This window comes from Streptomyces sp. NPDC048248, assembly GCF_043201875.1.
Lineage (GTDB): Bacteria > Actinomycetota > Actinomycetes > Streptomycetales > Streptomycetaceae > Streptomyces.
This window is the reverse complement of record NZ_JBICZL010000030.1, coordinates 16,103-41,964: the sequence shown is the minus strand read 5'-3', so window position 1 is coordinate 41,964 and position 25,862 is coordinate 16,103. Positions and strand designations below refer to the sequence as shown.

Annotated in this window: 25 protein-coding genes and 6 pseudogenes; 18 read left to right on the top strand and 13 right to left on the bottom strand. The window is 66.0% G+C overall.

Going from position 1 to position 25,862, the window contains the following annotated elements:
- Positions 1–372 precede the first annotated feature (372 nt).
- The 3 genes from ACGFZW_RS36565 to ACGFZW_RS36555 are packed head-to-tail and all read left to right on the top strand — an operon-like array spanning position 373 to position 1,979.
- Positions 373–627, top strand: a complete 255-nt coding sequence (locus ACGFZW_RS36565) for a hypothetical protein (protein WP_393897642.1) — start codon at positions 373–375, stop codon at positions 625–627.
- Positions 599–1,114 carry a DUF6879 family protein gene (locus tag ACGFZW_RS36560; RefSeq protein ID WP_393897641.1) on the top strand — a complete coding sequence of 172 codons (516 nt, stop codon included), beginning with the start codon at positions 599–601 and terminating at the stop codon, positions 1,112–1,114. Before ACGFZW_RS36565 ends, ACGFZW_RS36560 begins: the two co-directional genes overlap by 29 nt.
- Positions 1,115–1,130: 16 nt before the next feature.
- Positions 1,131–1,979 carry a helix-turn-helix domain-containing protein gene (locus ACGFZW_RS36555; RefSeq protein WP_393897640.1) on the top strand — a complete coding sequence of 283 codons (849 nt, stop codon included), beginning with the start codon at positions 1,131–1,133 and terminating at the stop codon, positions 1,977–1,979.
- Between the two features lie 5 nt (positions 1,980–1,984).
- Here the strand turns inward: ACGFZW_RS36555 and ACGFZW_RS36550 are convergent, their stop codons facing one another.
- Positions 1,985–2,143 carry a hypothetical protein gene (locus ACGFZW_RS36550; protein WP_393897639.1) on the bottom strand — a complete coding sequence of 53 codons (159 nt, stop codon included), beginning with the start codon at positions 2,141–2,143 and terminating at the stop codon, positions 1,985–1,987.
- Positions 2,144–2,431: 288 nt separating this feature from the next.
- Here ACGFZW_RS36550 and ACGFZW_RS36545 point away from each other — a divergent pair, with 288 nt between their 5' ends.
- The gene (locus ACGFZW_RS36545; protein ID WP_393897638.1) at positions 2,432–3,220 is read left to right on the top strand and encodes a hypothetical protein; all 789 of its coding nucleotides are present in this window, start codon (positions 2,432–2,434) and stop codon (positions 3,218–3,220) included.
- A 260-nt stretch (positions 3,221–3,480) separates the two neighbouring features.
- Positions 3,481–4,164 (top strand): DUF2238 domain-containing protein, encoded by a 684-nt coding sequence (locus ACGFZW_RS36540; RefSeq protein ID WP_393897637.1) that lies wholly within the window; start codon positions 3,481–3,483, stop codon positions 4,162–4,164.
- Between the two features lie 118 nt (positions 4,165–4,282).
- Here the strand turns inward: ACGFZW_RS36540 and ACGFZW_RS36535 are convergent, their stop codons facing one another.
- Positions 4,283–5,035 carry a DUF6082 family protein gene (locus tag ACGFZW_RS36535; protein ID WP_393897636.1) on the bottom strand — a complete coding sequence of 251 codons (753 nt, stop codon included), beginning with the start codon at positions 5,033–5,035 and terminating at the stop codon, positions 4,283–4,285.
- Positions 5,036–5,431: 396 nt separating this feature from the next.
- On the opposite strand from ACGFZW_RS36535, the gene ACGFZW_RS36530 reads away from it, so the two are divergent.
- Positions 5,432–5,734 carry a hypothetical protein gene (locus ACGFZW_RS36530; protein WP_393897635.1) on the top strand — a complete coding sequence of 101 codons (303 nt, stop codon included), beginning with the start codon at positions 5,432–5,434 and terminating at the stop codon, positions 5,732–5,734.
- Between the two features lie 1,206 nt (positions 5,735–6,940).
- Positions 6,941–7,177 (top strand): hypothetical protein, encoded by a 237-nt coding sequence (locus ACGFZW_RS36525; protein WP_393897634.1) that lies wholly within the window; start codon positions 6,941–6,943, stop codon positions 7,175–7,177.
- Positions 7,178–7,235: 58 nt separating this feature from the next.
- Here the strand turns inward: ACGFZW_RS36525 and ACGFZW_RS36520 are convergent, their stop codons facing one another.
- A complete protein-coding gene (locus ACGFZW_RS36520; RefSeq protein ID WP_393897633.1) occupies positions 7,236–7,826 on the bottom strand; it encodes a hypothetical protein in 591 nt (196 codons plus the stop codon).
- Between the two features lie 216 nt (positions 7,827–8,042).
- Complete coding sequence (locus ACGFZW_RS36515) at positions 8,043–8,639, bottom strand: nucleotidyltransferase domain-containing protein (RefSeq protein WP_393897632.1); 597 nt, start codon at positions 8,637–8,639, stop codon at positions 8,043–8,045.
- A gap of 1,250 nt (positions 8,640–9,889) precedes the next feature.
- On the opposite strand from ACGFZW_RS36515, the gene ACGFZW_RS36510 reads away from it, so the two are divergent.
- On the top strand, positions 9,890–10,375 hold the full coding sequence (locus ACGFZW_RS36510) for a GNAT family N-acetyltransferase (protein ID WP_393897664.1): 486 nt from the start codon (positions 9,890–9,892) through the stop codon (positions 10,373–10,375).
- Between the two features lie 54 nt (positions 10,376–10,429).
- Here ACGFZW_RS36510 and ACGFZW_RS36505 read toward each other — a convergent pair.
- A pseudogene (locus tag ACGFZW_RS36505) lies at positions 10,430–10,537 on the bottom strand (IS630 family transposase); the annotation flags it as partial.
- A 727-nt stretch (positions 10,538–11,264) separates the two neighbouring features.
- Between ACGFZW_RS36505 and ACGFZW_RS36500 the strand changes: the two are divergent.
- The 3 genes from ACGFZW_RS36500 to ACGFZW_RS36490 all read left to right on the top strand — a co-directional run bounded on the left by ACGFZW_RS36500 (position 11,265) and on the right by ACGFZW_RS36490 (position 14,493).
- Positions 11,265–12,506: a ParA family protein gene (locus ACGFZW_RS36500; protein ID WP_393897631.1), complete on the top strand. Its 1,242-nt coding sequence runs from the start codon at positions 11,265–11,267 to the stop codon at positions 12,504–12,506.
- Positions 12,503–13,654, top strand: a complete 1,152-nt coding sequence (locus ACGFZW_RS36495; protein WP_393897630.1) for a ParB/RepB/Spo0J family partition protein — start codon at positions 12,503–12,505, stop codon at positions 13,652–13,654. The genes ACGFZW_RS36500 and ACGFZW_RS36495 overlap by 4 nt, the downstream gene beginning before the upstream one ends.
- Before the next feature lie 338 nt (positions 13,655–13,992).
- On the top strand, positions 13,993–14,493 hold the full coding sequence (locus ACGFZW_RS36490) for a DUF1203 domain-containing protein (protein ID WP_393897629.1): 501 nt from the start codon (positions 13,993–13,995) through the stop codon (positions 14,491–14,493).
- 968 nt (positions 14,494–15,461) lie between these two features.
- Here the strand turns inward: ACGFZW_RS36490 and ACGFZW_RS36485 are convergent.
- Positions 15,462–16,010 carry a GNAT family N-acetyltransferase gene (locus ACGFZW_RS36485; RefSeq protein ID WP_393897628.1) on the bottom strand — a complete coding sequence of 183 codons (549 nt, stop codon included), beginning with the start codon at positions 16,008–16,010 and terminating at the stop codon, positions 15,462–15,464.
- A 273-nt stretch (positions 16,011–16,283) separates the two neighbouring features.
- On the opposite strand from ACGFZW_RS36485, the gene ACGFZW_RS36480 reads away from it, so the two are divergent.
- A complete protein-coding gene (locus tag ACGFZW_RS36480) occupies positions 16,284–17,048 on the top strand; it encodes a hypothetical protein (protein ID WP_393897627.1) in 765 nt (254 codons plus the stop codon).
- Between the two features lie 250 nt (positions 17,049–17,298).
- Positions 17,299–17,706: a hypothetical protein gene (locus tag ACGFZW_RS36475; RefSeq protein ID WP_393897626.1), complete on the top strand. Its 408-nt coding sequence runs from the start codon at positions 17,299–17,301 to the stop codon at positions 17,704–17,706.
- 242 nt (positions 17,707–17,948) lie between these two features.
- Here the strand turns inward: ACGFZW_RS36475 and ACGFZW_RS36470 are convergent, their stop codons facing one another.
- The 3 genes and pseudogenes from ACGFZW_RS36470 to ACGFZW_RS36460 form a co-directional block, all read right to left on the bottom strand.
- Entirely contained in the window at positions 17,949–18,770 is an 822-nt protein-coding gene (locus tag ACGFZW_RS36470; RefSeq protein ID WP_393897625.1) for a phosphotransferase, read from the bottom strand.
- A gap of 446 nt (positions 18,771–19,216) precedes the next feature.
- The gene (locus ACGFZW_RS36465; RefSeq protein ID WP_393897624.1) at positions 19,217–19,858 is read right to left on the bottom strand and encodes an HNH endonuclease family protein; all 642 of its coding nucleotides are present in this window, start codon (positions 19,856–19,858) and stop codon (positions 19,217–19,219) included.
- A gap of 99 nt (positions 19,859–19,957) precedes the next feature.
- Positions 19,958–20,292 (bottom strand): annotated as a pseudogene (locus ACGFZW_RS36460) (DUF1524 domain-containing protein); the annotation flags it as partial.
- A 131-nt stretch (positions 20,293–20,423) separates the two neighbouring features.
- Between ACGFZW_RS36460 and ACGFZW_RS36455 the strand changes: the two are divergent.
- Positions 20,424–21,413 carry a GNAT family N-acetyltransferase gene (locus ACGFZW_RS36455; RefSeq protein ID WP_393897623.1) on the top strand — a complete coding sequence of 330 codons (990 nt, stop codon included), beginning with the start codon at positions 20,424–20,426 and terminating at the stop codon, positions 21,411–21,413.
- On the opposite strand, the pseudogene ACGFZW_RS36450 reads toward ACGFZW_RS36455, so the two are convergent.
- A pseudogene (locus tag ACGFZW_RS36450) lies at positions 21,410–22,219 on the bottom strand (IS5 family transposase). The gene ACGFZW_RS36455 and the pseudogene ACGFZW_RS36450 overlap by 4 nt on opposite strands.
- 52 nt (positions 22,220–22,271) lie before the next feature.
- Between ACGFZW_RS36450 and ACGFZW_RS36445 the strand changes: the two are divergent.
- Positions 22,272–22,778, top strand: a pseudogene (locus ACGFZW_RS36445) (transposase); the annotation flags it as partial.
- A 32-nt stretch (positions 22,779–22,810) separates the two neighbouring features.
- On the opposite strand, the gene ACGFZW_RS36440 reads toward ACGFZW_RS36445, so the two are convergent.
- Entirely contained in the window at positions 22,811–23,269 is a 459-nt protein-coding gene (locus ACGFZW_RS36440) for a hypothetical protein (RefSeq protein ID WP_393897622.1), read from the bottom strand.
- Positions 23,270–23,476: 207 nt separating this feature from the next.
- Between ACGFZW_RS36440 and ACGFZW_RS36435 the strand changes: the two are divergent.
- Positions 23,477–23,626: pseudogene (locus tag ACGFZW_RS36435) on the top strand (IS630 family transposase); the annotation flags it as partial.
- A gap of 40 nt (positions 23,627–23,666) precedes the next feature.
- On the opposite strand, the pseudogene ACGFZW_RS36430 reads toward ACGFZW_RS36435, so the two are convergent.
- Positions 23,667–23,762 (bottom strand): annotated as a pseudogene (locus ACGFZW_RS36430) (IS5/IS1182 family transposase); the annotation flags it as partial.
- A gap of 334 nt (positions 23,763–24,096) precedes the next feature.
- Between ACGFZW_RS36430 and ACGFZW_RS36425 the strand changes: the two are divergent.
- Together ACGFZW_RS36425 and ACGFZW_RS36420 are read left to right on the top strand one after the other, a co-directional pair.
- Positions 24,097–24,330, top strand: coding sequence for a hypothetical protein (locus tag ACGFZW_RS36425; protein ID WP_393897621.1), 234 nt, complete (start codon positions 24,097–24,099; stop codon positions 24,328–24,330).
- Positions 24,330–24,593 (top strand): hypothetical protein, encoded by a 264-nt coding sequence (locus tag ACGFZW_RS36420; protein WP_393897620.1) that lies wholly within the window; start codon positions 24,330–24,332, stop codon positions 24,591–24,593. The genes ACGFZW_RS36425 and ACGFZW_RS36420 overlap by 1 nt, the downstream gene beginning before the upstream one ends.
- Positions 24,594–25,152: 559 nt before the next feature.
- Here ACGFZW_RS36420 and ACGFZW_RS36415 read toward each other — a convergent pair.
- Positions 25,153–25,536: an XRE family transcriptional regulator gene (locus ACGFZW_RS36415; protein ID WP_393897619.1), complete on the bottom strand. Its 384-nt coding sequence runs from the start codon at positions 25,534–25,536 to the stop codon at positions 25,153–25,155.
- Between the last annotated feature and the right edge of the window lie 326 nt (positions 25,537–25,862).

Below are 25,862 nucleotides of genomic sequence, written 5' to 3'. Positions count from 1 at the left end.
TCAGCTTGTGGGGGTGTTGGCGGAGCTCCACATTGAGGTCGGAAGCCTTTGAGAGGTCGCCGCGGGCACGAGCTTGGTGGCGCTCCATGGCGAGCGCGGCGCACACGTCGCAACTGGGGTCTGGGCCCGGGTCGGCGTCGACTCGCAGGGGGAGCTCGACGGGTGGGCCCGGGTAGGTCGTCGGGTTGGTCATGGCCGTCCCCTCACGTAGTGACAGTGACGACGACGCTATGAGTCAGCTCGCCTGCGGCTCCACGAACTTGCACAAGCTTGCACATGAATTCCGTTGGCCTGTAGCAGTATTGACGGCTGGTTCGCTGCTCAGCAACGCTTGTGCAAGTCCGAGCAAGTGCCTAGAACAGGGAGCCAACCATGGCCGTAGAGTTCATCGGCATTGACCCTGACACGGACCGGGACCACTGCCCTACCGCGTGGGCGGACACGGAAGCTCAGGAGGTCTTGTTACAGGGGTGGAAGCTAGACGCCGAGACCCAAGCCGCGTGTGAGGCGACGAGCCCCGCGAACGGCTCCGTGCCCGAAGGCGAGGCTATCGTCAGGATTCCGGCCCGGATGATCCCCTTGATCAGGGAGGCGTGCGATGCCCTCGAGCGTGCCCAGCTTCGCTGAGCTGCTTGGGCAATGCCAGCGCTCTGCCATGCACCTGGAGATGCGGGATGCCTACGTGCCCTCGGACCGCTTCAGGGCATGGCAGCGCGGTGAACGGATCAGTTGGGAAGACCGTGCGAGCTGGTGGCATCCCTATGACCAGCTGATCCATGACACCGTGGCTCGGGGCGTGGTGATCCGCAGGGCGCGGATCATCTCCGAGCCTGTGTCGGAGTACATTCGGTGGGAGCACTACGTCACCCGATGCAACGTCACGGCAGGTGAGGAAGTCCGGTGGCTACCGCGCCGACAGGCCACCAACATCCCTCTGCCCGGCAATGACTTCTGGCTGTTCGATGACGTGCTGCTCAGGGTCCATCACTTCTCCGGTGACGGCGCGGTGGTGGATGACGAGATCACGGAGGACGCGGAGACGGTGAGACTGTGCTCCGCCGCCTTCGAAACGGTCTGGAAGCGCGCGGTTCCGCACCATCTGTACAAGATCTGACGAAGGTCCGCTCCCCATGCCCCCACATCCGTCGTCGAGCGTTCAGAAGGCCCGGGAGGCTCTCGCTGGGCAGCTGCGTGAGATCCGGCGGGAAGCTGGAATGAGCGGGCGGGAGCTGGCCGTCAGGTGTGGCTGGTCCGAGTCGAAGTCATCCCGGATCGAGAACGCCAAGACGCCTCCTTCTGACGCGGACATCCGAGCGTGGTGCCGTGCCTGCAACGCCGCAGACCAGACACCTGACCTGATCGCGGCCAACCGTCAATCCGCCGACAGGTATGTCCAGTGGCGGCGACTACAGCGAAGCGGGCTCCGCCGGCTGCAGGATTCCGCGGGAGACCTGTACCAACAGACCAGCCTGTTTCGGGTCTACGTTTCTGATGTGATCCCCGGATTTCTCCAGACCTCCGGATACGCGACCGCTCTTCTGTCGTCCATCGCAGACTTCCGAGGCACCCCGGACGATGTGAGCGCAGCCGTCGCTGCCCGTATGAGGCGTAACGCGGTGCTGACCAACGGGGCGCACCGATTCTCCTTCGTGCTGGAGGAGTCGGTACTGCGGTACCGGTTGTGCAGCGCAGCGGCCATGGCTGCGCAACTTGGCCATCTGCTGGGAGTGATGGACCATCACAATGTCGCTCTGGGCATCGTCCCCTTCTCGGCACGGCGGTCCGTGTGGCCCATGCCGACCTTCACGATCTTCGATGAGGTCAGAGTCCACGCCGATACTCTGGACGCAGCTTTGTCGCTGACGCAGCCCAGCGAAGTCGAGCTGTACGCTCGTGCCTTTGAGCGGTTCTCGCAGGGAGCCACAAGGGGGTCTGCGGCGCGTGCTCTTGTGGCGGAGGCGCTGTCGTCCATGGGGTGAGCGGATCATGGTGCAGCTCGTTCGATGCCGTACGGCGGGGGCGCGAACTGCGCGTACTTCTGCGGGGTATAGACCCTGAGCCGCTCGATCATGACTGCCCGCACGGCGATGGCCAGCCGGACGCAGTTCTCCGGGAGTCGGGGCACCCAGCGCAAAGCGTCCAAGGCACACCTCGATCACCTCTACGCCTCGGCGGAGTTCCGGGCGCCAGAAGGCGCGTACCCCGTCGACGTATGGACCTGTGGGAGCCTGCTCGCCGACTGGGCGCGTCGCGATGGACGAGCGGTATGAGGAGATGGATGAGGAGGATGGCGATGACGGATAGGTTCAGGGCCGCCGCGATCGGGCTTCTGAAGCAGAAGTAACTCTGGCGGCTTCCGCCGAAAGACAGTGGTCCCCCTCCATCAGTCCACCCCAGCTTGGCAATACGACACCCAAGGAGCCAGAACCTCATGGGCGACATCCCGCCTCCCCCAGAACGCGACCGCGCAATCCACCGTCGGGTTGGCCACTACATGGCCAGCGTCGCAGAGCTCCTGCTACGGGACGGCTACCCCGTGGCCTACGTGGGATCCTGCCCGCCAGAAGAACTAGACGACTCCCCCGAAAATGATGGCGCCGGGTACATCGACTTCGCCCCCGTAGTGATCACTCAGACCAACGGGGCGCCGGATGGAGCCCGGGAGCTGTTCTTCGACTGGGACACCAGCAGCGGCTGGAGACTGGTCCTCGAAACCAGCGCAAGGGCCTCCTCGCTGACCCGGTGGATGGGCGCCGGCCTCACTCCCGCGCCGGAGAGGGTCGCTGCCTTCTTCCTCTCAGCGCTCCTGGACCTCCACAGCGCGGGCAGCGACGAACGTCCCTTCTACCGGCAGGCAGGCCACGACATCGACGGCCTGGCCCAACGTCTCAGCCAATTCGACCGCAACACCTCGTTCAAAGAGCGCTTCCGCTCCGCACAGAACAGGACCGCGGAACGACAGTTCACCGGCGCCGTCTTGGCCGAGGACACGGTCATCACCCTTCCCCTGCGCACCGGGGAACTCACTGCCCTTCAGCGCCTGTCCGACTTTCTCGACATGAACGCTGAACTGCGCAGCATGACCACGATGCTCATCGCAGACCTCAAAGCCCGAGCTGTCGCTACCACCGACGACACGTCGCGCAGGTCAGTCACCTCCCACAGCACCGCAGCGGCCCTGGCAGAGCGGCTCGATCGTCTGCGCCGCCACCAAGGCTGACGCAGCACAGCAACCCTCCTCCCCCCAGGCGCCCTCGACAGCGCGCCTGGCGGAAGGGGGAAATCGCTGCGTTGAGGACGTGGTTGGCGCCGTAGGAGAGGACGCGGCCGCGGATGTGACGTTGCTCCCTGTTGGCCAAGTGATCGTTCAGTGGGTGCGGCAAACTTCACAAGCAGGATCGACATGAGTAGGGGTACTCATTGCTCCCCGGCGCCAGGCTCCAGCAACATGGCGTCATCTGGACCAAGGAGCCCTCCCCCATGCCCGAGCCCATCCTCACCTCGCCCTCTGACCGCTCTGTGTCCGAGAACCGTGCACTGCGGCGGTCGCTGCCGACTGCCCTCGTCGTGGTCGTCATCGCTGCCATGGCGCTCTCTGCCTGGAGCCCGCGCGACCCGACGACGTGGCTGCTGGAGACCGTGTGGGTGCTGGTCGGTCTGCCGCTGGTCCTCCTTAGCCGCCGGCGGTTCCCGCTGACGAACCTTCTGTACGGCCTGCTCGCCGCGCACGCGCTGGTGCTCGCCGTGGGCGGCCACTACACCTATGCGCAGGTCCCGTTGGGCGACTGGGTGAGGGAATGGCTCGGGCTCGACCGCAATCCCTATGACAGGTTCGGGCACCTTGTGCAGGGGTTCGTACCCGCCGTCCTGGTACGCGAGTTGCTCAGCCGGACCTCGCCGCTGCGCGACAGCCGATGGCTGGCGCCGCTGACCGTATGTGCCTGCCTGGCCTTCAGCGCGGTCTTCGAGATGTTCGAGTGGGCAGCTGCGTTGATCGGCGGACGTGCGGCCAATGACTTCCTGGCCACTCAGTCCGATGTGTGGGACACCCAGTGGGACATGTTCTGTGCACTGATCGGGGCGACTGTGTCAGTGCTGCTGCTGAGCCGTGCGCACGACCGTCAGCTCGACGCGCTCGGCGCAGCGGAGCAGTCGCGCGCCTGAAAGTTCCGCAACGGATTTCTCCTGCTCAAGGAAGTCGGTGGACTTGGCCGCAGGCTCCTCGAGTGTGGAAGATCGGCCCATGTTCGAAGCCCCTGATATCGCGACGGCCTGGCGCCGCTCAGGCTTGAGGGCGCGCGCGTCGGAGTCGACCGTGCGGAGTGCGCGGTGGCGGTACGCGGCGTGGTCGGGTTCCGGGTACGCAGCGAGGGGCCTGTTGCGGCTGGGGTGGGGCTTCTGGTGGGAGGAACGCATCGGTGGCGGCGATAGGTGGTCCTGCCGCTACGGCCATGTCGTAGCGTGCTTGCACCAGATGGACGAAGCGCTGGTCCCGTTTGTCTCCGGCGTTCATGGTCCGTAGCCAGCCCGTCCCCTCCCGCTGCCATTGCTCGCGCGCGATCTCGTGTCGGAAGTGGCCATCAAGTTTCACGGTCAGCTTGTCTGCGGAAAGGTGGCCGATCCGAAAGCGCTGCAGCAACTCGCCGAGCACGAGCGAGGCGACGAGGTGCTGCTGATGGCGAACCAAGGTGACCGGCGCAGCAGGGGGTGACCAGGCTCGCAGGAGCTCGGGGTTGACGAGTGCGAGAGCAGTGAGCTGAAGGTGGCTGTCTCTCACGGATTGTTCGTCGCCGGTGCGGGCCTGACGGAGCTGGAAGCCAAGTGACAGGACCACTCCTGCCAAGGCCACGCTCGAAATCAGGATCGATACGGCTCCATAGACCTGGCTGATGTCGCTGAGCCTGCCCCAGTCGTAGCCCACTGGCGCAATCTTGGTCAACGCAATCGGCGTGACCACTACCAGGGCGACCAGGCCGATCAGCGCGATGGCGCACAACGTAAGGACGGTTGGCACGCGCCGTCTGCTGCTATTCATGCCGAGCATGTTCCTCCAGAGAGCCTGCCAACCACCACGCATCGGAGCATCGCTCCGACCGGACAAGCCCCTCCCCGGCCGTTCTGTGGATGGTTTTGACCACCCGCGCGGAAAGGTGATCAATGATCAGAGCAGGACTAGCGGAGCAATCTTTCTTCGAAAGGGCTGGCACCAGCCGCCCTCAGCGCTCGGGCTACGGCCGAGGCCAGGTCGGCCGATGTGACAGGGACTCGCTTGCCACGCTTTGACCCGTCAGGCGTGGTGCCCGTCAACCGCGTCGGCCGGGCGTGGACCTGCGGAATTGTTGCAGGAGTTCAAGGGCCGGAGGGCTGTCCGGATCAAAGCCATGGATCCCGTCCAACTCGGCAGGCATGTCGGGCCCCATAGGCGGGCGCCGTGGCACTGGAAGCAGAAGGCGATCTGGAAAAGGAGGCTGGTGGCGCTGTGAGCAGGGATACCCCAGCCCGGGATGAAGCAGCGGTGCAGTTCACTTTCCGGAGCAGCGCTGATCAATATCAGGGCGTCGCTGACCTGATCCGCCTCCCAGATCGCGACCTCGTCACCTACCAAGTTCGCTGCGCTGAGATGCCCCATTGGGTCGGTGATGCGGACGACCTCGATCAACTCGGTCTTCTCGTGAACGGGCGGAAGGATCATGCGCAGACATTCGCTGATCAAGGCGCCGTGCACCAGAGGTAAGCAGGCCTGGTAGCAGCCGAGATCCGGTAGCGCTCGGAAGCCCCCTGGTCGCCCGGTTGTTCAACAGTCGCGGTCTTGCGGCGCGACCGTGCCGATTCCAGCGTTTGAAGGACTCGCTCGGCCCGCTCGGTCCTAACGCCTCGGCAGCCTTGCGGTCTGTGCTCGTTTTTTGGGGCGACACGAGGTCAAAACCCGCTGTGCGGGCGCCTGGCGGCCTCGGAGGGGCTCCAAGGTCGCGCCATACCAGCAACTCCGAGATCTACCGTCTACGGTGCCACTCTGCGAGTCGCCTTTCTGGGGTAATAGATAAAATGGCTCCGATGTCCGCTTCGAGGGCCCGGCACCTCCAGCCTTCAGCATGTGCAACGGGCTATCTGAGAACGCCTTCACTCCGACCCTGGGGACCAGCATCGGACATTCATTGCGACTCCCAACAGCGTGAGCTGTGCCAGGCTGCGCGCGGGTTGCCCGGCGTCAGTAGCGCCGGCCGAGGGAGGTGATGCATCAGCGGTGTGCCTGAGCCGGCAACACCACGGACTTCACGGATGCCCCGCGGGGGCGACTCTCCAACTGGGCCCTGACCGCGGGCTCATGACACACAGGGGTCTCGAGCGCCCCGGGGCGCCAGTTCCGTCGCCAGCCGTGAGGCCAGCCAGACACCCCGAGGCACCGCTACCTTTGCACGGTCTAGAGGCTCACGCCATGCGCTCCCCCGAACTCCCCCGGCATGAGACACGTTGCCTCCCTGGCCACGGAGGTCAGGGCGCCCAGGGCAAGACTCACTGAGCCGAGCATCTATCCCTTCGCATAGGTCCGAAGTGCTTGATCGAAGTCGTGCGCCTCGGCCCGTCTACCGCACGGTGCGGCTCCCGTCCCGACAGGCGCGAACACTGCTCTCGTAGTTAGGGTGCACCCCCTGTGCTCCCTGATCACCTCTATCCGCGAAAACGACGATGTTGCCGACTTCCTCTCTAGCCCGGGCGACTTCGACCCCGAGCGAGGCGACCACGTCGAGGAGGTTCACCTCGCGTCGGGCGCGACCTGCAGGGCTTAGACAAGGGACAGTGCCGGCGGGACGAACTTCCTCTGCGGGGCGATGGAGGCAAGGAACGCCCGGTCCTCTACTCAGACTCCGAGGGCGGCGCGGCTCTGGTCGCGATTTGGCTGCCCGAGCTCCTGCAGCTCCTGCTGGTGCTCCCTGGTGGCATGACTGCCGAACGTTCACCGAGAAGCGAGAGCGCCGAACTCGCTGCCGACTACTCGCAAGACATGGCCGACCTGGCCTTCCTCAGGGCCCGTGTGGCTGCTGTTCTCGGCCTTGATCTGCCCACCAAGGCCGCTGTCCTGGCACGCCTGCGTGAGATTGCCACCAAGGCAGGCAAGCACCACGACCTGATCTGCACGCCCGAGAATCTCCCCTACAGCCCGCTCATCGCTACCTGAACGTCATGCTTGACGGGAACAGCGGACAGGCGGCGCGGGGCGGGTCGCCGGGTGGTTGTCAGGAGACAAAGTCGCGGAGGGCAGGCAGCGGAGCGCCCGCCTCGATGGGGCCTAGGCAGACGACGGCCTCCTCGAACTGGAAGTAGGAGAGCCCTTCATGGCGTGGGCCGATGACGAGAAGGCTGTCTCCGCACCGCCAAGCGGCGTGGCGCCAGTCGCCGTCTCCCATGGCCAGGGTGCCACCTTCGGCGGTGATGTCCTGTTCCGGAGGACCGAGCAGTTGGGTAAACGCGGCGACAGCCGCGTCGATATGCGTGTTGAACACCGCACGTCCGGCGTTGGCGTGGCTGGACCAGCCGGGCAACGTGCCCCAGAAATCCTCGCACCAGTCCTCGCTGTCAACCCAGTAGAAGTGGGCGAACGACAGGATGAGACTGTCCCCGAGATAGACCAGGTGCCCCTCGGCGGTGACGAAGGCGTCTTCCAACGGCAAGTCTGCGTCCGCTTCCTGCCAGCCCAGGCCCCGCATCGCTGCCTCGGATACCGCCCAGTCGCCCAACGGCAGTTTCGCCAGGCCGACGACCTGCTCCACCAGTGGCGGGGTGATGGAGCACGCGGCGACGTGATCGACAGGATCTTTGTCAGTCATGGCAGGACGGTATCCGGGCAGCACGCGTGAGCCAGCGCCGGGCCGACACCGAGCGACGGTGCTAGTGGTGCGCCTTGTCGGTGGCATCGGCGGTTGCGCAGTTGGCCGAGTCCCGCTAGGTGTCGTTCACGTGAGGTTGCGGTCAGGCAAGGCGGATCGCGTTGGTCAGCGCTGACTGGCCAAGGAAGACCAGCACCCGCTGACGTCGCCAAGTGCTCAGGCGCGCCTGCGGTGGGTGTATCCCTCCATCAAGGGCCCGCCGAAAAGGTCGAGCGCCTGCTTCACCGCAGTGGCCAACGGCTGGGGGTCGGCATGCTCGGCCACAGCCAGATGACCGTCCAACAGGGCTTTACCCAGGGCGGGGTCTGCGCTCAGCAGGCGGCGGGGAAGCCATTTACCGATGCCTCTCCAGGCACCGTGGTGGGCAGTGACCAGGTCAGCGGCTTTGTGGAGCACTTGCTCAGCGAGGGAAAGCTGTTCGTACCGGCTATCGGGTGGGGTGTCGACCAGGTCGTCCAGGAAGCAGGTAAGAACGTAGCGGCCGTGTTCCCACTCGGCTGTGGTGAGTGGTAGAGGACCGGAAGCAAGTACTTCCTGGGCCAGTTGGCGGGCACGGTTCACATGCCCGTACGGGTCGGCCAGGGGCAGGCCTTGGTCATAGAGGAAGAGGACTGTTCCGCGCCGCCGAGCTCGGTCCCATGCGAAGAATTCCGGCACGTCCGCAAGGGTGTTCAGGAACAGTTCGACGATGCGGCCCTCGTGACGGATAACCTCCCGGCGGCTGGTGTCTGTGTCGGGGAGGAGGACGGCCACGTCGAGATCACTGCTCGGGGTGGCCAGCCCCTTGAGCGGCGGAGCCTCCGAGCACGGCGCAGGGCCTGCGGAAGGAGGTCAGTGACGACGCGGAGTGCTTGGGCTTCGACAGCTTTTTGATCAACCATGGGTGCTCATCGTGCCAGCCCTCAGAAGCAGGTTGCCAGCGTCCTCTGGCTAATGCCGTTGCGTGCATAGGGTATTCGGACTTGCTGCCTCGGCGTCGCCCGGGGGCCCGGCGGTGAGTTCATGGCACGGCGATCTGCCGCCGCTCGGGTTGCCGTGACTGTCGATGTATGGGCGCAGAGCCTGTAGCCAGCTGTCCCGCGATTGGCCGTGGGCGGTGGTCTTATTACGGCGTAATAGATGCCGGGCGGCGCAGGGGGCGCGGGCTTCATTACGGCGTAATGCAAGCTGCCTGGTGGGCGGCAGGCCCGGCCCCGGTCCGGAGGATGAGTCGTCTATAGGGGGTTTCGTGCTGCTCTGAGGTGGATCAGGTGGTCTGAGGTAATGGAGCTTGATTTGCCTCAAATTCAGCCCGAGCTTCGACATGCGGGTGTCATCGGGGGGCCGGCGATTGCGGCAGAGGAGCCAGAGGGTTCGAGCCCGTCTCCGGGAAACGCTCCCCACCCTTCGGTAGCCGACAGCCCCGGTGGCTGTCAGGCGCCAGCGGGGGTTGCCCATTGCACGAGCTGGATCACGACGCCGTTGAGGTCGGCGACCTGGAAGAGACGTTCGCCCCAGGGCTCTTACCGCAGCGGCACCGTGATGGAGACCCTTTCGGCGCACAGTCGGTGTTCCTGCTCCTCGATGCCGATAACGGTGAAGGCCATGCTCAGGCCGGAGGCGTCACGCTGCTCCGCCCGGCTCCGGTATGCCGCGCTTGAGCGGGACCAGGTCGACGGCAGCGTCGGGGTGGGACAGGGGACGAACCCGTCCGCTGCCTGACTTGCCTGTAGCCGAGGTGCTTGGTGAAGGAGTCGCTGGACGCTGCTACTTCGTCGACGGTCAGGAAGACGGTGGAGGCGGTGCCGTGCATCAAGCTCCCTAGTGCCGTGACCCGGAACGTTCACCGGGGTGGCTTGCGGTGGTGGGTGATGCCGCGGGCCGTTTCCCGGGCCGTGCCGAAATCGTTGGACACCCTTCGGTGAGTCAGCGAGCATCCGCAGGTGACACATGATGCTGATTACCAGAGACCGCTCAAGCGGAGCCCGAAACGCGTCCGTTTTGTCGAGCTGTCCGGCGGAGTGATGTCCGCTCTGCTCGATGGAGACCTGTCCGCAGCCAGCAAGATGGCCGGGGTTTCGCTGACCGATTACTTCGTGACCGACCAAGCACGGTGGCTGTGGCAGTTCCGGCTCGACCAGATGGCCGCCGATCCCGGCCAGGCGCGGTGGATGGCCCGGCAAGCGGTCGTCGGCGACAAGGGCCTCGTCGTCGGACACGCCGGGTTCCACGGACCGCCTGATGAGGTCGGCATGGTCGAGATCGGCTACTTCGTCGTTCCTGGCTTCCGGCGCCAAGGATATGCCCGGTCCACGCTGATCGAGTTGCTGCACCGGGCAGCAGAAGAGACCGCAGTCACGACCGTGCGGGCGTCGATCAGCCCCGACAACGTGGCATCCCTAGCCACGATCTCGGGCTTCGGCTTCGTTGAGGTCGGAGAGCAGTGGGATGAGGAGGATGGTCTCGAACTCGTCTTTGAGGTCCCTGCCCGCCGAGTTCCACCGGCTTGATGGGCAGGTTCGCGGCAGAACGCTGAGCTGTGACCGTAGCGTCCGGCACGGTGGTCAGGCCGCGGCAGCCAGTGCGCGTCCGCCCCAGCGGATGCCTTTCTCGCTGCGGATGCGGGCGCGTTCGCGGCGTTGAGCGGCCAGGACGTCGGGGTGGCGGGCATTGACCCAATCGGCCGAGCGGTACCCGGCTCGAACACCACCCCGGCGAACCTTCCCGGTCACGGCACTAGAGACCAGAAGGCGGGCTGGCTCCCAGTGCGTGCCCTGGATGTTCATCGACTTGAGGCCGTCACCATCACCGAGCGGCGCCGTGGTCCGGGGGCTACCTACGCGGCGAACTCCACTACCACCGCGACGCTCTGCTCACCTCAGGCACAATGGGCCGCCGCCAACTGCCCGCGGCTCCTCCTTCTGTTCCAGTGCCGCCAGGAGCAGTCGTAAGACGCCTTCAAGGTGACGAGGGCCGCACGAAAGCGTGAGGCCGCCGGCGTGGTGACCAACGTGGTGATGAGATCAGGACGCGGCGGCTCCTGCGCCTCGGTTCCTCCCCCACAACTCGACTTTCGGGGCTTCGCGGGATTGCCGTGTCGGCCATGTTCGTAGCTGCTGTGTCGGCAGCTTCTGGGAGTTCGAGGTGCTTCAGCACGGCTCATCGTGTGGTCGAGTCGTCGGCGGCCAGCTGCGTGCAGGGCTGTCGCGAAGCGCTGTGTCTGGGGTGGGCAGTCGCATTACGGCGTAATAGGCGTCGGTCCGCGCCGGTTCGGTGAGGGCTCGTCATTACGGTGTAATGCGGCACTGCTTGCGGGCAGATGGCAGATTCTTCAGTCCAGCGTGGCTTACTAACGTGCCGGTGCTTCACTTGATCTTCAATGTTAGTAAGGTGTCTCCCATGACATCGCCCTCCCCCGGCGACCGGGAAAAGGTCGTCTCGAAGCTCCCTGCTGGCCTGCAGCAGGACTTGAAGATCCGCACAGCGCAGCACGGCATCGACATCCAGCACGCCGTCGAGGCCGGCATCAAGGCCTGGCGCGGTCTCGGTGCGAACCTCTCCCCCATCGACACCGCGCGCGCCAAGTCGTTTTCGACCTGGCTGCCCGAAGGCCACTGGGAGGAGTTTCGTGCGGACTGCGCCGCACGAGGCGTCTCCCTCGTCCAAGGGCTCACGCAGTCGGTGCAGCTCTGGCTCGACAAGAACCCGGCGCCCGATGTGCAGCGTCCCGTGATCGTCAGGCGCATCATCGTGTGCAATCAGAAGGGCGGCGTCGGCAAGACGGCCGTCACCGCGGGCGCCGGCGAGGCACTGGCCGAAGGCGCCGACCAGCTCCACGCGGTGCGGGTCTCCAAGCACTTCGCCAACGCCCGAACCGAAGCGGACGCGGTTCAGGATCCGCTCGAGTACGAGGACCTGCCCGGCCTGGGGCTGCGCGTTCTGCTCGTCGACTTCGACCCGCAGCACCACCTGACCAACCAGCTTGGCCATGAAGCGCTCCCCATCGAAGGGGACAGTCTCACCAAGCACATGGCCGGCGAGGGCAAGGGAGAACTGCGCGAGCTGGTCGTCACGGTCGAGGACGACCGCTTCGGCGATCGGCTGCACCTGCTTCCGGCATGCACCGACGCGTTCCTCCTGGACGTCAAACTGTCCGGAGTCCGTGCCCGCGAAGCAGCCCTCGAACGTGCCCTGATGCCGCTCGAAGACGACTACGACGTCATCTTGGTGGACTGCCCGCCGAGCCTCGGCCTCAGCATGGACGCCGCTGCTTACTACGGACGCCGCCGCCCCAAGGAAGCGCCCGGCAACAGCGGCGTGCTGGTCGTGGTCCAGGCCGAAGACAGCTCCGCGGACGCCTACGGGCTGCTGACCTCTCAGATCGAGGACCTGCGCGGCGACATGGACCTCGACCTCGACTACCTCGGCCTCGTCGTCAACCACTACGACGCCCGCCGCGGCTACATCGCCACCTCCTCACTGGAGAGCTGGATGGAGATAAAGGATCCGCGTGTCGTCGGCGTCATCGGAGACCTGAAGGAACAGAAGGAAGCAGTACGCGTCAAGCGGCCGCTCCTGGCCTACGCACCGAGGTGCGACCAGTCGGTGGCTCTGCGCGCGCTTGCACGGGAGATTTCATGAGCAAGGCAGCAAAGCTCGGCAGCGGCTCGTCGTTCAGCCAGACACAAAGGGTCAGCCCCCGCCGGCAGGCCATCAACGACGCCACCAAGGCACCAACCGAAGGGACCCCGCCGCCGGTTCAGCTCCCCGTCGAGCTCATCAGCCTCAACCCCGCCAACCCCCGCTCCGAACTAGGTGACCTCACCCAGCTCGCGGGAAGCATGCGCGACCACGGCCAGAAGCAGGCCATCAGCATCATGTCCCGCTTTACCTATGTCGAGGCCAACCCCGGCCAAGAGGCCAGTTTGGAGCCGGACACCCGGTACGTGGTCATTGACGGAAACTCTCGCCTGGCCGCAGCACGGGAAGCCGGCCTGGCCACCGTCAAGGTGATGCTGGACGAAGAGCTCGGCAGCAACCCCGACGAAATACTGGAAAGCGCGCTCGTCGCGAACGTCCACAGGCAGGACCTCGACCCCCTCGACGAAGCCAGGGCTCTCGAGCAGCTGAAGACGGTATACGGCACCCAAGAGGCCCTCGCTGCCCGCCTGCACCGGACGCAGGGATGGGTCTCGCAGCGTCTCGCACTCCTCAAGCTCACGCCCGAGCTGCAGCAGAAGCTGCAGTCTGGCGAGGAGTCCGCCGAGCTGCTTCGCAGTGTGGGAAGCAAGAAGCCGGGCGAGCAGGAGGAGCACCTGCAGCGGCTGAAGGAGAAGAAGCGGCAGGAGGAAGAGGACAGGAAGACGAGAGCTGCGGAGCGAGAGCGCGCGACGGCGCGGTCAACCACCCAGTCGCCCGCATCCGCACCGGCTCGGGCACCGCAGTCTCAGGCCGCGGTTGGTGGGGGCGCCCATGCACAAGATGCCGATGACGATCATTACGGCGTAATGAAGGCGCCCCCGCTGCAGGAATCAGGGCCGACAGTTCCTGTCCCTGACCCCCGCCCGGCGGGGGTCAACAAGCCCCCTCAGGCCAAGATGCCGTGGGCTGACGGTGTAGCCAGCATGGACATCATCTTCTCGAAGGTCCCCACGCCCGAACGGCAGAGGATGATCGGCCGCTACCTTGAGCTGCTCGGGAAGCCTGAGGTATTCGTGGCGGAGTTGAAGGGCGCATGTACTCCCGAGTACCGCAAGCGGGTCGCCGAACTACTCCTGAAGGACCTCTAGAGCCGGCCGTGCCTGGCCCCGCCCCCGATCACCTGGTGGGGGAGCGGGGCCATTTTCGTGCTCCTGTCGAACACCGAAGTGACGGTCGTTCTCCATACAAGGCGCCTTGAGGAAGGGCATCGAGCATTACGGCGTAATAATGACCGGCTCAACGGCGGCGCTTGCTCGGCCGCCTGGGAGATGACCCGGGGGAGCGAAGGCACGAGGAGAGCAGGCTGTACCGGCCCAGGCTCGCCTCACACTCGTCAAGACGAGGGTGGACCCTCACGCCAAGAAGCTGCCAGCACAACGTCTGATCTCCGCCAGCCCCGAGACGAGCGGCCCCAGATGCTGGAGCCATGACCACAACTCACGAGACTCGAGCCATCGATCCGGCCGTGCTCAAGCAGCTGCGGGTGCGGGACGACGCAGGTCTCGCCCGGGACCCCATCACCGATCCGGAGGGCGGTGCCCCCCTGCGCTGCTGCCTGCGGCACAGTGAGGCAGGTGAGCGAATCGTCCTGGTCTCATACGCGCCACTTCGTCGCTGGGCGGCGGAGACAGGCGCTGAGCCCGGCCCGTACGACGAGTGCGGCCCGGTTTTCATTCACGCCCAGGAGTGCCTCGGACAGACCTCCGGCCCCGGCTATCCGGAAGAACTGCACGGCGCTCGCCGGGTACTACGTGCCTACAGTGCCCATGGGCACATCCTCAGCGGGACTCTGACCGAGACCCCCAAGGAGCGGGCCGCAGAGGTAGACAGCGCGTTGCGCGACCTCTTCGCTGATCCGGCGGTGGCGTTGGTGCACGTCCGCGCAGTGGAATTCGGCTGTTTCATGGTCGAGATCCGCCGCCGGTAGGCAAGGCGGAGAGCTGGGCCGCGCTCCGGCGCCACGCTGAGGTACGCCCACGGGACCGGCCTCATCCCACTCCCACGATTCGCGGTCCTCAAGCTGGAGCTCGGCGAGGAGTCCGCCAAGCTGCAGAAGCGGCCGGGGAAGGGGACAGAAGGGCCCGAGCTGCGGAGCGGGAAGACGCGACAGCGAAGTCGGCTCCTGCTACCGGCTCTGCAGCCCGAGGCCGCCGCAGATAATGGTGCGGCCGTGCAGGAGTTGCCGGTGATTACGGCGTAATGAAGCCGGCCACTCAGCTGCAGGTAGCAGGCCGACGCCGCCCTGACCCTCGCACGGCGGCGAACGGCAAGCCCTCAGGGCTGACGGTGCGGCCAGCATGGACATCATCTTCTCGAAAAGTACGCCCCAACAAGGAGGGTCGGCCGCTCCCTTGAGTGGCTCGGGAAACTGAGGTGTTCGTGGCGGAACTGAGGGCGGCACGCGGCACCGAGGACCGACAGCGGGTCATCGAGCAACGCACGAAGGGTCTCTGGGGCCTGCCCTGGCCCCTCATCGGGTGAGGACGGGCGATTGCGTTTGTGCCGAGCGCCGACGTGACGATGGATGCTCGTGCACGGTGCCTTGAAGGAGGGCTCTGAGTATTACGGCGTAATATCGGCCGGCTCAAAGGCATGTTGCTTGCTCGAATCCTGGCGGAACGAACGCACCAGGGGAGCAGGTTGCACCGGCAGAAGCTGACCTTGCACTCGCCCAACTCATGCAACCCTCAAGCCAACGCTCCGCCAGCGCAGATTCTGATTTCGGCCCGCTGAGGCTGGCACCGGCTCGACCACATGGTCAGCACCCGAGCTCGAGCTGAAGAGATGCGCCGCTGTCTCCGACGGGTTGACTCCCGTGGGGGAGCGGTTCTCCGGAAGAGAGGCCCAACGTCGCGGGCATCTTCAGATGGTCCGCGCGGTAACCCAGAAGGAGGCTCAAGCGGGCGGCATGACCGGTGACCATACGCCCATCCACTGTTGGGCGCCCCACTCCTCGTACCGTTGCACCTCGGTGAACCCCAGCTTCGCCGCGAGACGCATCGATCGGTCGTTGGCTGCCTGGGTGCAGAGCACCACCGGCTCGCCAGGGCGGGCGTCGGCGTACCAGCCGAGCGCCGCCGCGCACGCCTCGGCAGCGTACCCGTGTCCCCATGCCTCTGGCAGGAGCAGGTAGCCGAGTTCGGCCTCCCCGGCATCCGGCCGGACATGACTGCGATGCTCCCCCTCGCGTCGGTTGAGCTCGATGGTGCCGATCATCGTTCCGTCGAGCTCGATTACGAAAAGGCCGGGACGCCTCTCGGGCGTCTCAGGCAATGCACGCTCACAATCATCACGCGGTCGAGGGCCGCCTAGGTAGGTGCCCACCTCCGAGGAGGTGAACAGCTCGATGAACACCGCACGGTCCCGGCTCTCGGACTCGCGCAGCACGAGCCGCTCGGTCCTTATCGGCGCAGGCGGCCAGGCGACGGATCCCAGTTCAGCCATGGCGAGCAACCTACCGCACCACCGCGAGCACCATCCGAAGGGAAGCCGTAGGCCAGACGGACTGGCGATGGGCCGTGGGGCAGGTCTGGTCCGGTCGTCGAAACAACGCCCGGGTGATAGCGGTGCTGTACCCAGCCGCCGACAGGACTCTCAGTGCTGAGTAGCCGCAGGTGATAACGCCGTTGTCACCGAGGTGTCGGTCAGGAGAGCGACACCGCACTCCGTCCTGTACTTGCCGTTGGTGCAGCCTCCGCCAACCGCGGCATCGTGGTCATGCTGACCGTCGGCGGAGGCCTTGGCTGGCGGGCGAAGACCTTCTTCCAGGTTCCGCCGGGCCCACGAGGGGAGCGCTCTGAAGGGCTGTCCGGTAATGATCAAGGTCAGGTCGCAGAACGTGTGTACGGTGTCGAGGTGATCGACAATGACGGCGTTCGACTGGGAATTCAAGCCGCGCATCGCCTCGCGCTGGCTGACTGCTGCGAGATAGAGCCAGGCCTGAGCGAGGCCGAGTTCAGGCGCATCGAGGCCGCATTCGGCATTGAGTTCTCCGCCGACCATCGAGCCTTCCTGGCCGCCGGCCTGCCCGTCGCCGAGCCCCCTGAAGAGGGAGCAACCTGGGACCAGCCGTGGCCGAACTGGCGTCACGGTGATCATGAAGATCTTCGCTACCGCCTTGAATGGCCCGTCCAGGGTGTGTTGAACAGCGTCGGAAATGGCTGGTGGGAGCAGGTCTGGGGGCCCCGTCCAGCAGATGACTCGGCTGCTTTGCAGGTGGCTAAGCAGGAACTTGCCCATGTGCCGCAGCTTGTCCCCGTGTACGCGCACCGGTTCGTTCCTGCCGGAGGAGGTGCCTTCGGACACCCGGTTCTCTCGATATGGGGCATCGACATCATCTGCTATGGCCAGGACTTGGCCGATTACATCGATCACGAGTTCCGCGAGGCCGACGAGGACGCCCCCTGGAGCCCACAGCCCACGGTCGCCTTCTGGAAGGACTTCATCTGCGGAGGAGTCGTCCGACAACCGGATGCACCCTAAAATGATCTCGCGATGTCAGGTGTGAATCACGGCGTCGGAGCCGGCTTGGAGAAGCTCCCTCACCAAGCTGAGCCCGGGCTGCTCGCTGAGTGGTGGGAGTCGCAGGCGAAGCCGGACCAGAGTGGTTGGCCGGTGACCGCAGTCGGACCTAGCTGAACTCGGAAGTGGCCGTGGTTCTCCGATGCTTCTAATGCTTCGGAGAGGGCGTTCCGACCCAGCACCAGCCCTGCCGCCCTGGTAGACAGCTGCCATGACGTACTACGCAGACCTAACCCCCTACACGTACGACAGCGACAACGGGGATCCTGAGGCATCAGGTACCTGGCGGGGCGTTGAGGTGCTGAATGTGGGTTGGCTCCGTCGCGGCAAGAGATATCCGAAGGGAGCGCCGCCGCCGAAGCTGGCAGCGACGTTGAATCGGATGGCCCGCACCCACCGAGCAAGGCAGACCCGCGGCTTCCACGACTGCCCTTGGTGCACTTCGCGACTGTTCCTCGGAAGGTCTGACGGCCCTCGGGCAAGTGCCGAGATACGGGTGATGGGCAGCGGGGTTGCCTATGCAGCCCCCGAACTGGTTGGCCACTACGTCGAAAGGCACCGATACCTGCCACCGGCTGAATTCATAGAGGCGGTGCTCTCCTCCAATACGGCGTCCTGAGCAAGGGCCCCGTTTCAGTGGCTATGGCCGGGCAGCGAAGCCTGGTGCCAGCAAGGTTGTTTCAAGTACTCCAGATGTAAGGCGTGAGCTTCACGCTTCGGACCGCACGATGAAGGCGAAGAACAGGCGCTGGCTTCGTAGCAGGTGAGCGGAACCATCTCGTCAGGCACAGGGTGGAGGGGATTTTCGTCAGCTCGGACGACGGCGCAATTTGCACCCCCGGCCGGCGACGTGGACGGACACTACTCAATGCTTGTTGCGACTGGCTTCCCCCGGGGGCGCCACCAGTAGCGTCCGACGAGGAGTTCATCGAGTGAGCGGAGCCTGTTTGCCGCCATCTGCGCATCTACATCGGGGCGTTCGAGCACGCCGCGAAGGTCGGAAGCCAGATGAGCCGCTTCGCGAACCTCACATTCCGCTCGGAGGGTCTCCAGCGAGCTCTTCGTCGCCTGGGCGATGACGTCGAGAACGGTTTCCGTGTGGGGGCCGCTGAACCGGGCCAGGAAAAACCAGTCATCGGCAGGTTCGCCGAAGCGCGCCCACTCGAAGTCCAGCAGGGCAGTCACGCTCAGGTCACGCACCAGCCAGTTGTCCCAGTGGCAGTCCGCGTGAACCGGGATGGTCGCCTGTGCATGCCTTGGCGCGCGCTCTGCGATCGCTGTCAGGCCGTCGAGCAGACCGCGAGGTACGAGTCCGTGCCGGCCCAGGGCGGCGAGGTGCTCAACTTCGGCAAAGAGCGCAGCCTGGCTGGTGAACCCGCCGTGATCCAGTGGCTCTCTCAGGATCTGTTCGGTGTTGCCCGAGGGGATCCAGCTGTGCAGTCGGCCGAGCTGGTGGACTGCCGCCTCCGCCCATGAGCGTGCGGTCACGCCGTCCACTCCCGGCATGCCCATGCCGGGGGCTGCCCCCGGCACGCGGGCGTAGCAGGCGTAACGAATGGCGTCTGTTTCCAGCCGGAAGAGCCCACTGTCGAGCAGTGGGGCCGTGAGCCCGGTGGGCAGGTGGGGTGCGAGCGCGATCTCTCGGTTCAGTCGCGAGTGGCCGTCGACATCGATGATCTTCACGACTACATCCGAGCCCGCGTATACGTGGTGCGAGCTGCTCTCGACCCTGCCCATGGGGCCGGGGTCTCGCCCCAGGGAAGCTGCTGCGATCGCGCGAGCGGCGCCGTGAGCTTGGCGCAAGTCGGTCATGAATACTCCAGCCGAAAGGCGGTGATCCTGCCCTGGTGATCCTGCCCTTGGGGCCGACTGAGACGGGGCTGCGGCCGCCGTTGACCACCGGTTTGTGAAGACAACGAAGAATCGGTAGCCGCCAGCTCACAGCATAGATCCCGACGCTTGGCGGGAGGTGTTCGAGGTGGCCACGGGCCGGATCGCCGGCTGGTTCACCCCGATCGAATCCCGCTGCCGGCCAGCCGGTTGAAAATGGGCTTGGTGTCGGACCTGCCCCGCAACACCTGTTGGACGATTGAGGTCGCCCGGCACCCAGGGAGCCGGGCGACCGGCAGTCAGCAGCCGTTCAACACGGAGGAGAGGGCGTTCTTCTCTGCTGTGTCGACGGTCATGGCGTAGTGGTGTTTTACCTGGACCCAGGCGCGTGCGTAGGTGCAGCGGTATGCGGTGCGCGACGGCCACCAGGTGCCGGGGTCTTGGTCGCCTTTGGACTGGTTGACGTTGTCGGTGACGGCGAGCAGTTGGGGGCGGGTGAGGTCATTGGCGAGGGACTGTCGTTTGGTGGTGGTCCAGTTGTAGGCGCCGGAGTCCCAGGCTTCGGCGAGGGGGGTGAGGTGGTCGATGTCGACGTCGGAGGCGGCGCTCCAGGTGGCACCGTCGTAGGGGGAGTACCAACTGCCGCTGGTGGCGGCGCAGGAGGAGTCGGTGGTGACGCCGGAGCCGTCGCGTTTGAGGATGGTCTCGCGGGTGTCGCAGGAGCCGCTGATGGTGATCCAGTGTGGGAACAGGTCGCGGCTGTAGCCGGTTCTGGAGTGCTCGGTGGCGACCGTGAGGGACGCCAGGTAGGCCCGTGCGGTGCTTGCGCTCACGGGGGTGGGGAGCGCGGCCTGGGCGGGGGTGGTGGCGAGGAGGGTGAGGGCGGCGGTGGCTGCCGCCACTGTGGCGGCGAGGAGGCTGCGGCGGGGGCGGATGCGCATGAGTCGACTCCCGTACTCGAGGGGTGAGGGGGTGCGCGCTCATGGTGGCGTGGGGCGTCTATGCGGGTAGATGCAGCACGGTTAAATTACGGTGACTCGCCGGGCGGTGACGGCAACCAGGGAGCGCTCGGCGCCGAGGTCGTTGGCATAGGCCTGGCGGCGCTCCGGGGGCCCATTGGGATGCGCCGGAGTCCCAGGCTGCGGCGAGGGGCACCATGTGATCGATGTCGAGACTCGAAGGCCCTTCGACGATGATCTCGCCGTAGTAGCTGAGCCAGGTACCACTAGTGATCTTGCAGCCAGTCCCGACGGTGGGCTGGGCGATGGCTCTGGGCCAGGAGGACTTCGGCCCGGGTGTTGCAGCCGTCCTTGTCCTCATCGATCCAGTGCTTGAACTTGGTGCGCTCGTAGCCTTCGCGGGACTCGGCGTAGTACTGCAGCCGCAAACAACCCTTCGATCACCCGGCCGCGATGATCGCCGAGTTCATCGGATTCTGGAGCAGCGGGTCTGTCGTGAGCGGCGGGCGGCGCAAGTTGGCTTAGGACCTGTTCGGCGGATCATGTCGTGATCGCGCGTTCTCAAGCGGTTGCGCAAAAGGAGTTCTGGACGGGGCGATCGGCGCCGCACTACGGTCTCGTGATGCCCTTTCTCCCCCCGATGCTGCCGCCCGGCTACCGTTCACAACCTGCGACTGTCGACGACGTCGGCGCGATTCGCAGGTTGGTCGCGGACTGTGAGCGGGCGGTGGACGGGCGGGTGCAGACCGATGCCGGCTCTGTCGCCGCTGTCTTCGCCCGCCCCGGCCTAGCCTTGGACTCGGACACCGTGCTGGTCCGTGACCGGTCCGGTCGGCTGGCCGCGTGGGCCTGGGTGGAACGGCACTCCGAAGTCGACGTGCATCCCAACCATCGCGGCCGCGGCCTGGGTGCTGCTCTGCTGGACTGGGCCGGAGAACGGGCCCTTCAGGCGGGCAGCGAGGGGATCGTCCAGACCGTTCCAGACAGCGACGACGGGACGGTCGCGCTGGTGCGCTCGCGAGGCTACGCCCCGCTGGTCACAGCCTGGTTGCTGGAGTTCCCCATGCCGGACGAGCCTTCGGTACCTGAAACACCGCCCGGAATCGTGGTCCGACCGCTGCGCGCGGGGGACGAGCCCGCCGTACACCTGCTGGTGCAGGACGCGTTCGACGAGTGGCAAGAGCGGCGCCAATCCTATGCAGAGTGGGCAAAGCACACTGTGGACCGGCCCACCTTCGCCCCAGCCCTGTCGCCGCTCGCCTTCTACGACAATCAACTGGTCGGCGCGGCACTGTCCTTGGACTTGCCCGAGTCGGACGAGGGGTATGTCGAGCAGGTCGCGGTGCGCCACGATCAGCGAGGTCGGGGCATCGCCCGACAACTGCTGCGTCATGCCTTCCAGTCCTTCCACCAGACAGGCCGACGTTGCTGCACTCTCTGGACGCACTCGGACACCGGCGCACTAGACCTGTATCTGCGGGTGGGCATGAAGGTCCGGCACAGCTCGACGGTCTTCCGTAAGGAACTGCGTGATTAGGTACTGCTCGGACGATTCTGTCGGCGGAGCCAGAGCGGAATCGCGCCTGCTGAAACGGCTCCGGGGAAGCCGTAGGTCCGCTAGACCTACCTGGTGGCGACGGCCCGATAGTTCTTGAGGCGATTGATCGTCTGCTCGACTTCGTTGCGGCGCTTGTAGATCGTCTTGTTTGCAGCCGACGGCCCGGCCGCCGTGGCTGCCGCGACGTTGGCGGTGTGCCCGCTGGTCTTTCGGTTCCGGGATGGTGTGCTTGCTCTGGCGTCGGCGCAGGTGGCGGTTTCTACGGGATGAGTACGCTTTGTCTCCGCCCAGGTGGTCGGGTCGGGTGCGGGGGCCGTCGCCGCCGATTCGGGCGACACGGACACGTTCCAGGACCGGGATGAACTGCGGCGTGTCGCTCCACTGGCCCGGTGTGAGCAGGAAAGCGAGCGGACGGCCTGGCTCGCTGGCTAGGTGGATCTTGCAGGTCAGTCCGCCTCGGGAGCGTCCAAGTACCTCATCGGGCGGTGCTAGCGGGACGTGTGTTCTCCCGACACTAGCGGCGGCTTCTTGCGCGCTCCGGCGGCGTGCTGGTGAGCCCGGCATGAGGTCAAAGACCCCACTCACCACCGACCAGTCGACGGTCCCGTGTTCCGTCGGCCGACCGGCGTCTGTGACGTTCGTAGACGGTCTTCCACGAACCGAAATGCGCAGCAGATCGTGCCACGCCATCCCAGTCCGTTTGCAGAACGGAACAGCTGCCCGGTCATGGGGAGATGCGGCTTCAGCCGCGCCCACTCGGCAATCGTCAGATCTCTCCGACCCATGCTCATGCCAACGATCAGAACCCACGAGCGTCACAAGATCCGCCCGATAGTACTTAATCGGGCTGAACCCGACGACCACGCGCTCGGATGCTCCCGCGGCGGCCTGAGCACGAAGGTCCACCTGGCCAGCGACAGTCACGCTCGCGCTCTGATACTGCGGTGCCACCGCAGGCCAGGCCGGCGACGCCCCAGCGTTCGAGACAGGGGGCAGGACTCCGTGTTCTGCGAAACGGGCGGAACAGGCCGAGAGCACGGCCGGATGCCGTCCTGACGGACCGTGCGTATTCGTCCCGCGCGATCCGGGGCATCTCCGCCGGCTGGGGGATACCTGCCGGCGCCCCCAGCCACCCGACCAGGTTGACACCTTCTGCGACGAGGCCGTGCACGCGGCCGACCGCCTGCGTTGGACCCCAAGGCATACAAGCAGCGCAGCGCGGTCGAACGATGTATCCACCGGCGCAAGCAATGGCGCGGTCTGGCCATGCGGACGGACAAGCACGCCATCGCCTACCAGTCGGCACTCCAATTCGCCGCCATCGTCCTCTGGGGGCGGCGCTGACCGAGCGGGGTGTCCATCAGCGCTGTCTAGAGCTAGAGGAACAGCTCAAGATCCTCCATGGACCCTGGCCCGGTCAGGAAGCCCTCCGCCTGGGCAACCTCCTTCTCTGGTGGTACCTGACGCTCTCGAAGAAGCTGTGTCATCCACTTCTCACCCTGCTCGCCGATCGCGTAGATCCCGGACAGCAGTTCGGCCATACCCGCAGGATGCTTCGGACTGCGCCCGACCACAGGTTGGAGTTCCCACCCCCCTGCTCGGGCCGCAAGCCGGAGAACTCCAGCCCAATTGGCGATCCGCCCGATACGTACGTGCCACGAGTCCTCGGTGAACGGAGCCAGTCGGCCGCCGTGCAGCGCATTGGTCGCGGCCATGATGTCCGCCACCACCTGCCGCTCCACGGGATCACGAACCCAGCGCCCCTCCTGCGCCTCCTCGACAGCGACCGACCACCACTCCCATGCGCCGTCCAGCCGGGCCGTGAATGTATCCATCCCGACAGAATCCCACGCGTGTGGACGTCTGACGGGCCAAGCCCGCTCCGCACACGGCCGACGGCAAGCCAGCTCCAGTAGCTTCCGGCTCGAGGTCAGCCCAGGCATGGTCAAGCACGAGTGCACCCAAGAGCTCCTGTGAGCCGTCCAGTTGCTCGACGAAGGCCATAACCCCGCCCGCCACACCAAGGGCACCGACGCCGCATTCGACGAAGCACGTTGAAAGTGTCCCCCGCCCCGGGCCGTGGCACCAAGCTCGACCGCGTCGAGGAGGTCCTGGAGCGCTCCCCGGACAGCGTGTTGGCCACCGACGAGTTCGGGCCGCTCGGCATCCGGCCTACCGTCGGCTCGTCCTGGCAATCTGGCGCGGCGAGACTGCTTGAGCCGGTTGTGCAGATCAGGAACGCAGCCAGAGGCGGATCGAGGCGACGGTAACGGAGCCGTGGAAGATGCAGGCGCGTTTGTCGTGGCTCGTGGCCACGACCCGGTAGTTCGGCCGAAGGCGGCATGGGGCTCATGGGGCTCCCTTCCGGGTGAGTTTGTGCGGCCGGTCGCGGCGGTCCGTAAGGGCGGCAAGTCACAGAAGTATTCGCGAACTGGTGGCAATGCGGCCTGACGTGTGGGGAGAACGTCCGGGGGGCGTTCGGCGTGCGTCGCGGCCAGACGGAGACGGCTGCGGCCGAAAAGTGGGTGCGGAATTGGGGCGCTGGGGTCGGTCTGCTGTACTCAGCACTGGCCGAGTACCGGTTCATCCGTATCGGGCTCCGGCCGCGGGCCTCGGCGATACCGTGGAAGCACCCGCCAGGACCTCGCCTCAGGAGCCCTCAATGAGCGACCAGTCGGCCCCCACCTCCACCACGCGGCAGCAGCTGGAGCCTGCCGCTGCCGACGCGGTGCGTGCCTATGCCGCCAAGACCCGGGAGAACGCCGACCGACTCGCCGCGGTCCTGGAGGACATCGCCTCCAACGGTCTTCCATCGGCCGAGGAGTGCACCCCCTGGGAAGAGCTGCGCGAGAAGCACCTCGCCCGTCTCGCCGCTCAGCGCCCCGCCGTCGCCTGATGGCCGCCACCCGGCGCGCCCGAATCGCCTTCAGCGACTCCGCGATTAAGCAGCTTGAGGAACTCACCACCGAGCGTGCGGTCCATGCCCTGGACCGTGCCTTGGTCGCCATCTCCGTCGACCCTGAGATCGGCGACCCGATACCCGGAGACGGCGCCCGTCCGGACCTGCGACAGTACGCTGACGAATTCGAAGACGTCAGGGTGCTCTACTTCGTTACTGCGCTGCGCACCGTCGTGGTGGTGGCCTACATCGAGACGTGACCGCTACGACCGAGGCCGTCCTCAGAACCGAATGTTCAGGCCGCGCTGCACGAATCAGCGCCCAGGGCAGAGCCTGTTCAGGGCGTCTGCCGTTTGTGCTGCTCGGCTTCGGCACCGTGAGGGGCGTGGGGCTGCACGGTGGGTCTTGGGCTGCTGCTCGCGGTGCGGTGCGCCGGGTGTGTGGCGCTGCTTTTGCTTGAGAGCGATGGCACTCCAGCAGGCCGGAAGCAGGAGCGCTCGGCGTTTGTTGCGCGGCTGAAGGTCGGGCTGCCTATAGCGTCGGCTTGGAGCCCGCTCCGGTAGCGGGAAGAGGCTGGGGTGCACTGCCCCTCGCACGTCGGTGCGCCCCAGCCGCCTCCCCGACGAGTTCGTCTGCTGCGCAGGGACTCGCCTGCCAGGTCCTTTCGTTCGGACTGCGAGCGGCCTGAAACGTGGCGGAGGGGCTGGGGCGCGATCGTCGTGCCGCTGTGCGTCGTCAGTGTTCCGCGTTCACCAGGACGCTGGCCAACCGCATGAAGGTACGGCGGTCATGCCTGGCGCGCCTGATGTTTGGCGCTGGTCACAGGTCGCCCTTGATGTAGGAGCGTGCTGCGGCCATGACGTCCTTGAACCGGTCGGCTGCGATGGCCTGGAGCGGTGAGTCGTCATCGAGCTGTGGGTTCATCCCGATCATCCACGCCCGTGCGATGTGGCAGTTCTCGGCGTGCTCGATGGTCTGGAAGACCTGGTACGCGGCGCGCAGGCGCAGTTCAGAATCGATGCGCGGGGCGTTTTGCGCGCTGCACCATTTTCCGACCTGCTTGGCGTCTTCGATGCCGGCGATGTGGGCGGTGAGCCGTTGGCTGAAGGTGTCCTGCAGAAAACGCGCGATGTCAGCGATCGTCTGTCGCACGGTGTCGCGGTTGGCGGATTCTTCGGCGGTGGTCTCTCGCTGGGTTTGCATGGTCTCCTCGTTCCTCGTCGCTGTTCGCGTGGGGGCGTGAGCGGAGGACTGTCGGCGCTGAGCGCCGTGAAGGCTGGTGGGCGCTGCGTGTCTGGCCGGCCGCTGGGTGAGCGGTGGGTCAGGGACGCAGGCCACGGATGGCGGTGGCCGCGGTGATGGGCGCGGCGTTGCGCTGGGTGGCAGCCTGGAGGAGATGGGGAGGGTGGTGCTTGCGGGGTCGGGTGCACGCGGGGTGCTGCGCGGTCGGTGTGTGGTCTGGGGGTAAGTGGGTCCTGTGATGGGCCAACATGGTTTCTCCCGTTCGTTGTTGAGAGAAGCCTACCCGT